Source organism: Bryocella elongata, from assembly GCF_900108185.1.
GTDB lineage: Bacteria > Acidobacteriota > Terriglobia > Terriglobales > Acidobacteriaceae > Granulicella > Granulicella elongata.
The window spans coordinates 58,106-73,031 of record NZ_FNVA01000001.1; the positions used below are offsets into that span (position 1 = coordinate 58,106).

Consider the following 14,926-nt stretch of genomic DNA (forward strand, 5'->3'; position numbering starts at 1 on the left):
CTCCTTACTGCACGGTGAGGTTGACAGTGGTGGTGTGTGTGGTTGTGCTCGAAGCACCGGTCACAGAGATCGTGTAGGTGCGGGACGGGAGAGCGAATCCGCCGCCGCAACCACTGAGAGATGTGACCGCCGCACCCAGCAGGACGAACAGACTCAGCAAAGTGAGCTTGCGTCGGACAGTTCTCGGGAAGCGTCGGCGCATGAAGAACAGCGGAGACATCAATGCCAGGGCGATCGGTCCAGCCGGTCCGATTCGCCACGGTTCAAGAGCTGCAAGCGCTGATGTGGTCTGTACCGTCATCACGCTGGTAGCAGAGCCGCTGCCCGGCGATACCGATGCTGGTGAGAAGGTGATCGTGGCTCCCGGCAGAGAGGTTGCCGTGAGTGTCACAGGGCTGGCCAGCGTGCCGTTGATCGACGTCACGGTGAAGGTGTAGCTCGCGGTCGAGCCACCGACCACCGTCACCGACGGAGGTGCGGCGGCCACGCTGAAGTCCGTGGCAATCGTCCCGGTACCGGAGAGCGCAGAGCTCTGCGGCGAGCCGGAGGCGTTGTCCGTGACGTTGAGCGAAGCTGTCAGCGCTCCTCCTGCGGCCGGGGTGAAGGTAACCGTGATGGAGCACATCGCGGATGCCGCGAGCGTTGCGCCGCAGTTGTTGGTTTGCGTGAAGGAGGAAGCGTTGGCGCCTCCAATGGCAATGGAGGAGATCGTCATCGGGCCCGTCCCGGTGTTACTCAATGTCAGGGTCTGGGTGGGATCCGAAGTGCCGTACGGCGTCGATGCAAAAGTGAGGCTTGCAGGCGTCAGCGATGCGATGGGGATCAGCGCTGCTGTAGCCGTGCCGGACAGCATCACTGTCTGCTGCGGTGTAGGAGCGTTGTCCGAAACGGTGACCACCGCGGCGTTGGCTCCGAGAACCGTCGGCGCGAACGCAAGCGTGATCGTGCAGCTTGCGCTCGGAGCCAGCGTCGCACCGCAGCTGCTGCTCTCTGGGAACGCACCAGCATTCGCTCCACTCACCACGATGCCGCTGATCGTGAGCGTTGCTGTGCCGGTGTTCGTGAGTGTTGCCATCTGCGTTGCGCTGGTGGTCGCCAGCGGTTGAGCGCTGAAGGTCAGCGATGACGTGAGCGTGGCGTTCGGCGCTGTGCCGGTGCCGCTCAGCGCCAGCATCTGCGTGGTTGCGCTGCTGGCATTGTCAGTCACGGTGAGCGTTGCAACATCAGCTCCCGTCGCCGTCGGAGCAAAGGCGAAGCTGATCGTGCAGCTCGAGCCCGCGGTCAGCGAGCTTCCGCAGGTGGTGCTCTCCGGGAAGACCGAAGCGTTCGCCCCACCCACCACGATGCCGCTGATCGTCAGCGTCGCAGTGCCGGTGTTGCTGAGCGTCGCCATCTGCGTTCCGCTCGTGGAGCCGACAGGCTGATTACCAAACGAGAGCGCCGAGGTGAGGCTCGCGTTCGGAGCCGTGCCGGTCCCAGTCAACGCAATCGTCTGTGTTGTGCCGGACGCGGCGTTATCCGTCACCGTCACCATCGCGGTGTTTGCGCCGGAGGCTGTTGGCGAAAAGCCAACGGTGATGGTGCAGCTCGAACCCGCAGCAAGAGAACCGCCGCAGGTTGTGCTCTCCGGGAAGGCCTGCGCGTTCGTGCCACTCACCGCAATGCTGCTGATCGTCAGCGTCGTAGTGCCCGTGTTCGTGAGCGTCGCCATCTGCGTAGCGCTGGAGGTTCCCACCAGCTGATTGCCGAAGGCCAGCGATCCGGTGAGGCTGACTCCTGGTGCCGTGCCGGTCCCGCTTAGCGCCACGCTCTGCGTCGTGCCGGAGGACGCGTTGTCCGTCACAGTGACACTGGCCATGTTGCCACCGGCGATCGTCGGCGCGAAGGCAACGGTGATGCTGCAGCTTGCCCCTGCAGTGAGCGAACTGCCGCAGGTTGTGCTCTCGGGGAAGGCTTGCGCGTTCGTTCCAGTGACCACGATGCTGCTGATGGTCAGCGTGTCGTTGCCTGAGTTCATCAGGGTCGCGATCTGAGTCGCACTTGTCGTCCCGAGGGCCTGATTGCCGAATGCAAGCGAAGCGGTGAGGGTCGCATTCGGCGCCGTACCTGTGCCACTCAGCGCTACCGTCTGAGGAGAACCGGTGGCATTGTCACTCACACTCAGCGAGCCGCTGTACATCAGTGCCGCACCCGGTGAGAAGCTCACCATGATGTTGCAGCTGCCATTGGGTGCGATGGTCGTATTGGCGCAGGCGGTGTTGAGCGTGAACGCGCCTGAACCTCCAGTGATGGCGATGGCCCCCACATTCAGCGCCGCATTGCCCGGGTTGGACAGCACGAAGACCTGGGGCGTCGTCAATCCCACGCTGGTGTTCGCGAAGCTGAACGGACTCGCCGGGCTGATGACTGCAAGAGCTGCACTGGCTGCTGCCCCTGTGCCCGTGAGCGAAGCGGTCTCCGTTCCGCCCTGGGCGTTTGACGAGAAGGCGAGAGACGCCGTCGCCGACGTGGCTGTAGTCGGCGTGAACGTCACCTGCACAGCGCATGTTGCTGCGATCGCCAGGGAGCCCGTGCAGGTGGAGCTTGTCACGGTGAACTCTGACGAGCCAGTGAGGATGTAAGGAGTCGAGCCGAAGACCAGCGGCGTGTTCCCCGTGTTCTCGATCGTTAGTGTCTGCACCGCGCTGGTGTTCAGCGTTTGCGTGCCGAAGGCCAGCAGGCCCGCTCCGCCCACCGAATACACATTGGTGTAGTTCGGGATGATGAGGTTTCCGTTGAGATCGGGCCGCGAGATGCCGATGGCCGACGCGAACGATGCTGTATTCGCCGGTGCGCCAACGCCGCCGGAACCGCTCCCGGCGAAGGTGGAGATCGTTCCTGAAGGTGTGACCTTGCGGACGACGTAGAACTCGCCGGCATAGCCTGGCTGTGTCGTCATGCCCATCACGTACACGTCGCCGGCGAGATCGGTGGAGACATAGTTCGCGCCGATCTGGGCGCTGGTGGCGGCGCCGCCATCGCCGGTGTAGCCCAGCGTCCCGGTGCCCGCGTAAGTGCTGATGATGCCGGTGGCAGCACTTACCCTGCGGATGACGTTGTTGTTCGTGTCAGCGATGTAGATATTGCCTGCAAGGTCGGAAGCTACGCCTTGCGGATTATTCAGCGTTGCGTTGTAGGCCGGGCCGCCATCGCCCGTGTAGCCGGGGAGTCCTGGGCCGGAGTTTGTCTCGGTGCCTGCGAAGATACTCGGCGATCCAGCGGGCGTGATCTTGATAACAAGGTGGCTGTAACCGCCGGCCAGATACATGTTGCCCGAAGGATCAAAGGCGATCGAGCCTGTATCTCCGATGGGCAGCGTACCCGTGGTGCCGTTGAAGAAACCGATCGTCGGGCCGTACAACGTGTTGATGTTGCCGTTGTTGGCCGTGACCTTGCGCATCCGCGCGTTGCCAAGATCCACGATGTAGCCGTTGCCCAGGGGATCGAAGATGGTATCGACGGGGAAGTTGAGGCCCGCAGCCGCGGCCGGCCCGCCATCTCCTGAACTCGATCCCGCCACGTTGGCCACACCAGCGTAGCTGGAGATGATGCCCGCAGGCGTAACCTTGCGAACATCATTGGCCTGAGAGTCGGTGATGTAGACGTTGCCAGAGGGATCGACCGATGTGCCGAACGCCGTGCAGAAGCTGGCTGCGGTCGCCGGGCCTCCATCCCCGCCACCAAGAGTCGCGCGGCTGCATGGTGCTCCTGTTCCGGCGAACTGCGTCAGCGCTGCGGGCGTGAACTGCAGCTGTGCGATGGGAATAAAGGCGTTGCCCGTACCTGTAAGCGGAGTGCTCGCCGTGCTCGCGCCACCAGTGGCCGTGAAGGCCGCGGTGTAGGGACCCGCGGTGCCGGGCGGCGTAAAGGTGATGGTCGCTGTGCAGCTTGCTCCAGGCGCGAGTGTCGTGGTGCACGTGGTTGCCGTCTGCGTGAAGTTTGCCGAGTTGGTGCCGGTCAACGATAGCGCGAGGTTCGTGATCGTCGTCGTGCCGATGTTTGTGACCAGCGCGTTCTGCGGTGGCGAGGTCGTACCCACCGTTGCAGCGTAGGAGAGCGCCGTGGGTACAACCGACAGCTGTGGCGTGAAGCCCGTGCCGCTCGCTGTGAAGCTCACTGTCTGGTTCGGGCCACCTCCGTTGCTCCCCACAGAGGCGCTGAATGTGACGTTCGTATAAGCCTGTGCTGCCGTCGGCGTGAAGGTCACGGCAAGCGCGCAGGAACCGCCTGGCGCGAGCCCGCTGCTGCAGTTCGACGCGTTCACCGTGAACCCTGCATTGGTGTTGAAGCCGCCGATTCCAGCCGTGTAGAGGACTCCGGAGTTGGTGAGCGTGATGTTCTGCGGAGTGCTGGACGTACCGACGGCCTGGTTGCCAAACGTAAGTGTTGTGGGATTCGGTGTGACATAAACACCGTTCACATAGCCACTAAGTGCCACTGTCTGCGTAGTTGCCGTGGTGTTCAATGAGTTGGTGATAAAGGTGACAGCCCCGGTGAAGCTGCCTGCGTGTGTGGGAGTGGCGGTGACGAGGATGTTGCACAATGCGCCGGGAGCGATGCTCATGTTGTTGCTGCAGGAGTTCGAACTGGCGGGCGAAAGGGTGAAGATGGCGCCAGACACGCCCACAGTCGCCAGCGTGAGCGCTTGATTGCCCCCGTTGTACAGGGTCAGCGTCGATGTCGAGGGCGTGCTGGTGCTCATGCTGCCAAAGTTCACCGCGCCCTGGGAGCGATCGACCTTGTCGAGGTTGGTGTAGTCGCCGACATAGACAGTGCCATCGGGACCCACGCTTGGGTTACCGGTGATGTAACCACCAGCGTCAATCCCACCTAACGGGGCGAGGTAGTTAGAGGCCGGAAGCAGCCCGACGGAATACGAGTAGGTGCTGTTGTTGGTGTCGCGCGAGACGTACACCGTGTTCGCAGCATCGATGCCGATGCCGGAGTTGCCGTTGGGCGTGATCTGACTCTGTGTTCCACCCGACTGAAGCTCGTTGATCGAGTAACCACCGATGAAGACATCCTCGCTGCTGTCGACGACCAGTCCGCTGGCTTGGGTAATGCTGGGGGAGATAACAGTCGCCGCCCCGGTTCCATTCGGAAAGATCGTGTAAATCTTGCTGCTGTCCGTGGCGTAGACGTCTCCGGTGTTGCCTGTGGTCAGGCTCTGCAGCGTGTTGCCCGTACCAGGCACATTGATGGTTCCCTGTAAGCCTTGGACGGTGTCGTAATACTTGATGAAGCCGTTCGAGCTCTGGTCCGCGATGTAGAGCACACCAGCTCCATCGATCCCGATTCCTCGGGGTGAATTCAAGCCTGTGATCGGAAGGGTAGAGGTAACACCGCCCGTTGTGAGCCGGAGGATGGAGTTCGCACCTTCGAGCGCGATATAGACCGTTCCGTTCTCATCCACGACGGAGTTATAAAGATAGTTGGAATTATTGAGGATGGGAGTGGTGATGATGCCGGGTTGCATCAATGCTAAGGGCGCTTGTCCAACCCCATCCAGCAGCGTTGTGGCGATGCGGGTACCGTTGACGGTGAGGAAGATGGCGTCTTTACGCGCCCCCGGATACTTTGGGGTGAACTGGACGGTCACCGTGCAGACCACCGCTGCGACAGGGCCGGTGCAGCTTGCCTGGCCTGCGCTGTAACTGGTGCCCGTATGCAGCGTGGCGACGGGAGTTATCGAGCTGCTGTACCCGGTGATCGTATACGTCGCGGTAAGTGACTGTGCGGAACCGGGCGCGATGCCGACCGCTGCCGAGTTGAAGATGAGGACGTTGTTACTATTACTGCCGCCCGTCTGCACGATACCCGGCAGGCCATTGCCTGTGACAGGAATCGAGGCCACCGACGCCGGCGTACTACTGCCCTCATTGCCCGTGATCGAAACGGCGCCGGTGTAGGCCTGTGGTGCAGTCGGCGTGAAGGTGAGGCTCAGATTGCAGCTCGCATTGACGGCCAGTGTCGCTCCACAGCCGCCACTGCTCGAGGGCGCCACCGTGAAGTCGGGGCTCGTCGATGCAAGATTGGAGAGCGTCGCAGGTCCACCGTAACCGTTGTTCGTAATCGTGATGGTCTGCGCGGTACTGCTGGTCGCGATGGTCTGCGGGTTGAAGGACACCGTCGCAGGCGAGGCCACCAGGTACGCGCCATTGATGAAAGCGCTCAGCGTGATGGTCTCGGTTGAATAATTGTTATTCAACGAGTTTGACGTCACCACGATGCTGCCGGGATAGTTGCCGGCGTTGGGCGACTCGAAGTTCACCGCGATGTTGCACGATGCGCCGGGCGCCAGCATGATGCCAGCGGTGCAGGGATTGGTGGCAGCCGTCTGCAGTGCATAGCCGGTTCCGCTTAGTGCAATGTTGCTAAGGTTCAGCGGCGAGTTGCCGATGTTGAGCATGTTCACTGTCTGCGTCGCAGCCGTCGCGCCTTCCGTCTGGCTGCCGAACGCGATGGTGTCTTGCGTACGATCGATCTTGTACGCGCCGCCCAGCGTGCCAAAGTACAAGGTGCCGGACGTACTCGAGGTCAGCCCTGTAATCGGCACGTTGCTGAAGGCCGAAAAGCTGTAGGTGCTGCTGTTGTAGTTCGAGGACGCAAGCTCCGTCGGCACGGTTCCGCTGGCGAGATAGAGTGTATCGGCTGCGTCCATTCCGAACTGGTTGGCAGTGCTCAACGTCGAGATCTGGCTTTGCGAACCTGCGGCCGTAAGCTCGTTGAAGGACGAACCGCCGATGAAGTAATCGCCCGCAGAGTCGATCAGGCCGAAGTACGCAGACGTCACCGGCGGGTTGAGCGCGGCGGTGGTCGACGATCCGGTGGGCAGCAGCTTATAGATCGTGTTCGTCGAAGCTCCGACGGCAAAGACATCGCCCATGCCGTCCACGGCGGTGTTGTAGTACTGGTCGCTCGCGGGCATGGTGATTGTGCCCTGAAGGCTCTGCACCGTGTCGTAGGTGTTGATCGTGCTCAGCAACGCCGCACTGTTGCCGCCCATTCCCCAGTAGAGGACGCCGGCACCGTCAATCGACAGATTGAAGATGGTTCCCACATTGCTGACCAGCGTGGTGGGCGTCGTGCATCCCGGCAAACAACTTTGGATACTGTTGGCGGCGCTGTTGTAGAAGTACACGACGCCGTTCTCGTCGGTAACGATGTCCTTCACGTAACCGCTGGACGAGACGGCCAGACCGGTTGGCAGCGTCACGACACCTGGCTGAAAGGCCGCGAGCGGAGCTGTGCCTACGCCCGACAGAAGAATCGTACCGATGCGGGTCGAGCCATTCATTACAAAGATGGCTTCCTTGCGAATGCCCGGCAACGTCGGCCGGAAGTACACCGTGAGGGTACAGGTCACGGTACCCGTGCCGTTACACGTCGGCCCGCTGAAGTAGTAATCCCTCGCGTAATGCTGTTGAAAGCTGAAGCTCCCGGTGAAACCCGTCAACGTGACGGTCTCCACGACTCCGCTCGACGAATTGCCGACCGCCGTCGCAGGAAGCTGTACGACAACCGGAGAGGTCAAGACGGTACCGGCAGACGCCGTTTGCGGCATCAGCAACCCCATGAGGGCAGCGAGCGTAACCATGCAGCGGAGCAGGGCCTGGCGGACAGCGAAGGAAGATTGGACGTTCACCGTGAGTCTCCTGGCGGAAGTTCGTGGGCCTGGGTGGGTGCGTGGAAGTCGAGAGAGGAGGGAAGTGAGCCGGACAAAGGAATCAGCCAGCGCAGCCGGTGGGCGTCGGCTGACCGGGAGCAGGGGAGGGCGCGGAGTCACTTGATCCTCCGCGGACCGGTGGTGCTCTCGTCGGGAGCAGGAGCAGGTGGAGGCTCCGGCGGAGGAAGTGCCTGGCCGCACCACGGACAAAAGGCGTCAGCGGGAGCCGTGCCGCGGGGCATCGTGATGCGCCGCTGGTGCTCATACACCGTCACCTCGCGGCGCATCGAGGACGAACTGCTCTCCTCGCGAACCTCGTGGCGAAGTGAAAACGCCCTCTCGCGCAGCCAGTTGTAGAGTCCAGTCATTCGAGCAACGCTCCGTGACCGCCATCGTTGGCGGAGCGGCGCAAAAACTCCAGTGACCCGTTCTGACAAAGTGTGACAAGGCCGAAAAATCAAGCACAAGTCGCTGATCGTGGAGAAGTTACGTCACCAGGCACGATCTTTGAGGAAGACCCGCCAGCCTGCCCGTCCCGCGGGGCAGGGAGTTGCGCAGAACCGTTCGTGAGCCGTTTGGCCTCGGGGCCGCACGTTAGCTCGCACACAAATTCAGCCGGCGACTTGTGGTTTCTGAGTCACCGGCTGAATTTGTCCCTGCAGTTCTGTTCCTGTTGTCCAGCCAGCCAATCGCGGGATGAGATTGCCCTGCCTCGGGCAGGGCCGTCACCTTGAGGGAACTGCAGGACTCCGTTCCAGGCTTGTGACTAGGCACAACAGCGAAGGGCAGGGCCTGAACCCCGCCCTTCACTCTTCGATCATCCGGCTGATTACTTCTTGAGCGGATCAGGCGTAGCAATGCGGGGTAGCATCTCGGAGCGAGTCGCAGCGTTGTAGGCGAACCACGCTTCAATCATCGCTCCCTGCATCACATCGCCCTTCTGCACGCGGTCATAGAGGTCCATGTTGGAGTGGTGCGTGCGCGAGCCATACTCCAGTGGATCCTGCATGAAGCCGATGCCGTCGAGACCAATCCACGAGAAGCTCGTCGAGTCCGTGCCTCCGGGCGCAGTCGTCGGACCAGCGGTCAGGCCAGTGACAGCCTCGATGCCCAGGTCCTTGATCGGATTGATCCACGACTGGAAGACGGCAGCAAGCTGTGCATTGCCCAGCGCCGACACAGCGCGGAACTTACCCGAACCCGAATCGTCGTTGAAGTACACATCGAGGTTGTCGTACTCGGGCGTCTTCACCATCGTGTCGCGCGGAGCGAAGTGCTTCTGCACATACGCCAGAGAACCGTAGAGACCCTCTTCCTCGCCGCCCCACAGCGCCACGCGCACCGTGCGAGCCATCGGCTTGTGCAGCGTCGCAAGAATGCGCACTGCCTCCAGCGCTACCGACGAGCCCGTGCCGTTGTCGGTCGCGCCCGTACCGCCCTGCCAGCTGTCAAAGTGGCCGCCCACCATCACCACCTCTTCCGGCTTCGTCGTACCCGGGATCTCGCCGATGACGTTGAAGCCCATCAGGTCATCCTTCTGGTACTCGGTCTCGATGTCGAAGGTCAGCTTGGGCGTGATGCCATGCTGCAGCAAGCGGCAGATGCGGTTGTACTGCTCCGGCGTGATGGACGCCATCGGAGGACCGACCGGGTCCTTCGGATCTTCCGAGCCACCATACGAAGCGAAGATCGTGCCGCCATCGCCGTTATAGCCAGGAGTCAGCGCCACCGCTACGCCCTCTTCCTTCAGGAACGCGTTCACTTGGTTGCGCAGGACGCGGCCCGTTGGAGCTGCGGTGGAGAGAGTTGCGGGCGTGTACTCGCCCGGGCGAGGCGCCGCTGCACCGCCAGGACGTCCGCCGCCAAATCCGCCGCGAGAAGGATCGGGAGTCTTCGTACGCTCCTCGATCTCAGCGTCGGTCAGGCGATGCGCCTCCGCTTCGGTGTGCATCGCAAGCTCGCGTGGATCGAAGATCAGAACGATCTTGCCCTTCAGCTTGCCGTGATACTTCGCGAAGTCTTCTTTCGAGTGCAGCGGAGCAAGCACGGCATCCGCAGTCACGGAGCCGTTGGTGCCCGGCGTCCATGCCAGAGGGAAGCCGATCAGCGAAGCATAGGCGGGCGACTCCAGCGCGCCATAGTACTTCTTGATCTGCCATCCATCGCCGAACGGTCCCCACTTCTCGAGGTGCACGTTCTTCAGGCCCCACTTCTTCATCTGCTCCATGGTCCACTCGGCTGCCGCGCGATGGTTGCGGCTGTTGTTCACGCGCGGGCCGTAGACCTCCGAGATGTAGAACAGGTTCTCCATCACCTGCGAGTGCTGGAACGCTTCACTCTTGATCTGGTTCAAGGCGGCGAGGTCCACCTTGTCTCCATCCTGCGCCGGCGCAGTGGACGTGAAGAGCAGAGTTAGTGTGCAGGCGGCGGCTGCCAGGCGGAAGCGAAGCGAACTCACGGGACGTCTCCTTGTTGAAGCGGAAGGTTGGCTGACAGTGGACGGAGCAGGGAAGACCAGCGCACGCAGCCTTGCGGCAGGCGGTACCGGGAGCCCAGGATTTCGCGATGTGACCAAGCTATTGAAGTCGGGCGTGCAATGCAACAAGCCGGCCAGTCGCAAATCTCCGCTACTTGCGAGCCTTCGCCAGCCGCTCGGTCTCCGCACGCCGGAAGCACGTTGGTGCGTGGTCATTCACCATGCCGCAGGCCTGCATGAAGGCATACGCGATCACCGGCCCGCAGAACTTGAAGCCCCGCTTCTTCAGGGCCTTGGCCATCGCTTCGGAGACGGGCGTCGATGCCGGCACCGGCCCGTGGCCCAGCCGCGGCGTTCCCCCCGCCAGCTCCCACAGCCACGCGCTGAAGTCCTCGCCGTCCTTCTTCATCTGCTGGTAGACCTTCGCGCCGTCGATCGTCGCCTGGATCTTGGCCCGCGACCGGATGATGCCCGGATCGGCCAACAGCTTCACCACCTCGGCCTCGGTCATGCGCGCCACCCGCGCGGGATCGAAGCCATGGAACGCCTTCCGCAGCGCCTCCCGCTTGCGCAGGATGATCAGCCATGAGAGCCCCGCCTGAAAGCCCTCCAGCGCCAGCATCTCCCAAAGGGCGCGGCCGTCATACTCCGGAACACCCCAGTTCTCGTCGTGGTCCGCCATCAGCAGCGGATCGCTGCCAGCCCACGCGCAGCGCACCTTCTTGTCAGCTCCAACAGCCATCCAGCAATCTCCCTGACCAAGACTAACTGGGAGCGCAACCGCCCGCGGCAACCGGCAGCCAGCCGAATTTCGCCCGGATCGTGCGAAATTCTTATCTCGGACTTGCATAGTCCGAGATTTGCGATATGCTATCTCAAGATATGAGACTCGAATGGTCGGAGATGGGTTGAGGGACCCTCTTCGATCGGTCCATTGGAGCAAGTACGATGACGACCACTCTGGCCGCGCCATGCCCGCACGCGGGTGTCGGCGTGCCGCAATCACCCTCCTCCCGCCGCGAACACGCGCGGGGCAGCCCATAACCCACTGAAATTCGATGGATCGGATGGACCCACGAACAAGGCGCGCGTCCTGCGCCGCTGCACTCGTGCGTCTCGATTTGGCCAGCGGCGTTTGAGGGGGCGTCGCTCATGACGACAGGGAAAGTAAGGAACGATGAAGCAGACGAAGAAGCAGAGGAAGTTGCAGCGGAGTTCGGATGGAAGCGTGGCGTGGCGCAAGGTCGCCCAGGCGACGGTGCTCTCCACCATTGGTGTGCTCGGCGCCGCCGCCGCCGCGCAGACCGGACCCACTGCCCAGACCGACGCACCTAAGGGGGCCGACAACGCCCTGACCGCCGAGAACCTGCCTCCGGCGCGCCCGGCCAGCAACTCCTCCACACCCGACGGGCAGGAGATCGAGCAGCACCCCCAGCACTTCGACATTCCAGCTGGCGACCTCGGACCGGCTCTGGAAGCTTACGCCCAGCAGGTCGGCCTTCATGTGCACTCCTCGGTGCCCCCGCAGAAGCTTGCCACCTTCCACACCAGGGGGGTACAGGGCGACCTCGGGCCGGAGCATGCGCTGCATCATCTCCTGGAGGACACCGGCCTTGATGGCTGGATCTCCGCCAGCGGTACCGTCGAGATCGCCATCCGCAGCTCCGAGCACGTGGAGGTCACCGGCGAGGCTGGTCAGGTAACGCTGCAGCAGTTTCCGCAGCCGCTGCTGGACACGGCGCAGACCGTCACCCAGGTCCCCGAATACATCCTCAGCGAGCAGGCCGACACCACACTGCGCGACACCCTCCGCAACGTTCCGGGCATCTCCATCGCCGCCGGTGAGGGTGGTTCGCAGGGTGATAGCCTCACCATCCGCGGCTTCAACGCCCGGAACGACATCTACCTCGACGGCATTCGCGACTTCGGTTCCTATTATCGCGACAGCTTCGACTACAGCGCCGTCGACGTGCTCGAAGGCCCGGCCTCGGTGGAGTTCGGCCGTGGCTCGACCGGTGGCGTCGTCAACCAGGAGACCAAGCAGCCCGAGGAACGTAACTTCGTCATCGCCAGCGGACAGTTTGGCACCGACGCCATGCGCCGCGGCACCCTCGACGCCAACCGGCAGATCAAGGCCATCCCCGGTGGTACTGCTGCCCGGCTCAACATCGTCGGCGAAGAGGCTGGCGTTGCTGGCCGCGACATCACCAACGTCAAGCGCTTCGGCATCGCTCCCTCCATCAGCTTCGGCCTCGATACCAAAACACGCACCACGCTCAACTATCTGCACGAGGCCGAGAACGACATCCCCGACTATGGTCTGCCGTACTTCGGCAACGCGGTGCCGAACGTGCCGCACAACACCTACTACGGCCTGGCCAACGCCAACTTCCTCAAGACCACGCCCGACGTCCTGACAGCACGGGTCGATCACGACTTCGGCTCGTTCGTCACGCTCCGCAACTCCTTCCGCTGGGCAAACTACCCCCGCGTCTTCCGCATCACCGAGCCCCAGATCAACTCGGCAGCCAGCGTGGTCTACTCCAACACCGACGGCAGCAACGCCTATGAGGGTGCAAACACGAAGATCCTCGTCCAGTGCGCGATCGTCGCATCTGCCGCGAGCTCCTGCTTTCCGTTCAACACGCCCCTGAGCCAGGTGATGGTGAAGCGCAACGAGATCAACGGCGTCTCCACGGAAGACATGCTCTGGGATCAGCTCAGTGCCGCCATGCGCTTCAGCGTGCACCACATCAACAACAACGCCGTCGTTCTGCTCGAAGGCGGGCGCGAGCGCTCCAACCCGAACCGCCCCGCCTACACGCTGCCCTACACCACGTTGCTGAACCCCAACCCCTACGACGCCTTCGCCCCCACGGCGACCACGCCCGGCGTCACCACCCATGTGGCCTCGCAGAGCTATGGCGTCGACTTCCTCGACACCATGGAGATCAACCGCTGGCTCCAGCTCTCCGGTGGTGTGCGCTTCGACTACTTCAGCACCACCTCCAACACGCCGCAGAACGGAACCACTGCGGCAGCCTCCGGCGAGCGCCTCGACAAGCAGCCTACCTACCGAGCGGCTGTCGTCGTCAAGCCGCGGCCGGAAGGAAGCGTCTACTTCGACTGGGGCACCTCGTTCAATCCATCCGCCGAGTCGCTCTCGCTCAGCGGCAACAACGCCACCTCGCCGCCCGAGTACAACGAGACCTACGAACTCGGGGCCAAGTGGGAGTTCCTCCACGAGCGCCTCAACCTCAACGGCAGCATCTTCCGCACGGAGAAGCTCAACGCCCGCGAGACCGATCCCACCAACTCCAACAACATCATCAACTCCGGCAACCAGCTCGTGCGCGGCGTGCAGATCGGAGCGCTCGGCCACATGCCGGGGAGCTTCGACCTCATCCTCGGCTACGCCTACCTCGACGGCGAAGTGGAAAAGTCCATCCTCAACGCTTCGCCCTTCGTCGCGATCAACAACGTGCTGATCGCCGCCAAAGACCCTCGCGCCAACACCGCACCCTTCTTCATCAGCCCCAAGGGCTATCCGCTGGCGAACGTGCCGAAGAACGCCGGCAACTTCTGGGTTACGCACAGGATCGTCTACGGCTTCGTGGGTGGCTTCGGTGGCAATTATGTGGCCGCGCGCCGCGCCAGTTCCTCGGCGCTGGTCGGCGTGTACAACGCCCAGACGCTGCTCGATCCTTCGACCGTCGCCCTGGTGCCAAAGTCAGTTGCCGGATACACCTCCCTAAACCTCATGCTGAAGCGTTCCATCGGGGAACACCTCAACCTGCAGATGAATCTCATCAACCTAACCAACGCATTCTTCATCGATCAGCCTCACCCGGGTCACCTTGTGCCCGGGGAAGGACGTAACGCGCAGTTCGGTATCAACTACAAGTTCTGACCTAGCAATCTGGTCCCTAACCGCGAGAGGCGGTCCGCCACGGGAGCGGGCCGCACCCGCAAAGCAATGAGGCACACCCCATGTTGATTGTGATCCCCGAGGTCTTTACCAGGGAGCAGGTGCGCGGCCTGCGCGCCAGTCTCGACGCTGCCGAATGGGTGGATGGCAAGGTCACCGCAGGCCACCAGTCCGCGCAAAGCAAGAACAACTCCCAGATCCCTGAAAACCATCCAGTAGCACGCGAGGTTGGCGAGCGTATCTTGCAGTCTCTAGGCACGCATCCGCTGTTTCGTTCTGCAGCATTGCCGCTCAAGGTCTTTCCGCCACTCTTCAATCGATACGCTGGCGGCCAGACCTTCGGAACGCATGTGGATAACGCGATCCGCACGCACGCGGCCAGCGGCGGCCGCATCCGCACCGACCTCTCCTGCACGCTCTTCTTCTCCGACCCCGAAGAGTACGACGGCGGCGATCTCGTCGTCGAAGACACCTACGGCTCCAAGAGCGTCAAGCTGCCTGCAGGCGACATGATCCTCTATCCCTCGACCAGCCTGCACCACGTCACCCCCGTGACCCGAGGCGCTCGCGTCTCCAGCTTCTTCTGGCTGCAGAGCATGATCCGCCAGGACTCACAGCGCTCACTGCTCTTCGACCTCGACAACGCCATCCAGCGCGTGGCCTCGAACCCCGCCACGGACGTGCAGCGCAGCGTCGTGCAGCTGACCGGCGTGTATCACAACCTGCTCCGGCAATGGGCTGAGCTGTAGGCCTCGCCAACGCATCCCGAGACATTGAGTTCGGTGCAGCACGATCGCACCGGAAGGCCCGCGTCACC

6 protein-coding genes are annotated in these 14,926 nt (G+C 62.7%); 2 read left to right on the plus strand and 4 right to left on the minus strand.

Annotated features, from left to right (window positions below; all coding sequences use genetic code 11):
- Positions 1-4: 4 nt before the first annotated feature.
- The 4 genes from C4S68_RS00260 to C4S68_RS00275 form a co-directional block, all read right to left on the minus strand.
- Positions 5-7,684 (minus strand): choice-of-anchor D domain-containing protein, encoded by a 7,680-nt coding sequence (locus tag C4S68_RS00260; RefSeq protein ID WP_103931048.1) that lies wholly within the window; start codon positions 7,682-7,684, stop codon positions 5-7.
- Between the two features lie 137 nt (positions 7,685-7,821).
- Positions 7,822-8,073 carry a hypothetical protein gene (locus C4S68_RS00265; protein ID WP_103931049.1) on the minus strand — a complete coding sequence of 84 codons (252 nt, stop codon included), beginning with the start codon at positions 8,071-8,073 and terminating at the stop codon, positions 7,822-7,824.
- Positions 8,074-8,534: 461 nt separating this feature from the next.
- Complete coding sequence (locus C4S68_RS00270) at positions 8,535-10,163, minus strand: M28 family peptidase (protein ID WP_235011250.1); 1,629 nt, start codon at positions 10,161-10,163, stop codon at positions 8,535-8,537.
- A gap of 169 nt (positions 10,164-10,332) precedes the next feature.
- Positions 10,333-10,923, minus strand: a complete 591-nt coding sequence (locus C4S68_RS00275) for a DNA-3-methyladenine glycosylase I (protein WP_103931051.1) — start codon at positions 10,921-10,923, stop codon at positions 10,333-10,335.
- Between the two features lie 435 nt (positions 10,924-11,358).
- On the opposite strand from C4S68_RS00275, the gene C4S68_RS00280 reads away from it, so the two are divergent.
- Together C4S68_RS00280 and C4S68_RS00285 are read left to right on the plus strand one after the other, a co-directional pair.
- A complete protein-coding gene (locus C4S68_RS00280) occupies positions 11,359-14,091 on the plus strand; it encodes a TonB-dependent receptor (protein WP_103931052.1) in 2,733 nt (910 codons plus the stop codon).
- 80 nt (positions 14,092-14,171) lie between these two features.
- On the plus strand, positions 14,172-14,858 hold the full coding sequence (locus C4S68_RS00285; protein ID WP_103931053.1) for a Fe2+-dependent dioxygenase: 687 nt from the start codon (positions 14,172-14,174) through the stop codon (positions 14,856-14,858).
- Positions 14,859-14,926 lie beyond the last annotated feature (68 nt).

Coding starts and splice junctions, on each gene's coding strand:
- C4S68_RS00265 (WP_103931049.1), bottom strand. CDS start 8,073: ATGACTGGACTCTACAACTGGCTGCGCGAGAGGGCGTTTTCACTTCGC.
- C4S68_RS00275 (WP_103931051.1), bottom strand. CDS start 10,923: ATGGCTGTTGGAGCTGACAAGAAGGTGCGCTGCGCGTGGGCTGGCAGC.
- C4S68_RS00280 (WP_103931052.1), top strand. CDS start 11,359: ATGAAGCAGACGAAGAAGCAGAGGAAGTTGCAGCGGAGTTCGGATGGA.
- C4S68_RS00285 (WP_103931053.1), top strand. CDS start 14,172: ATGTTGATTGTGATCCCCGAGGTCTTTACCAGGGAGCAGGTGCGCGGC.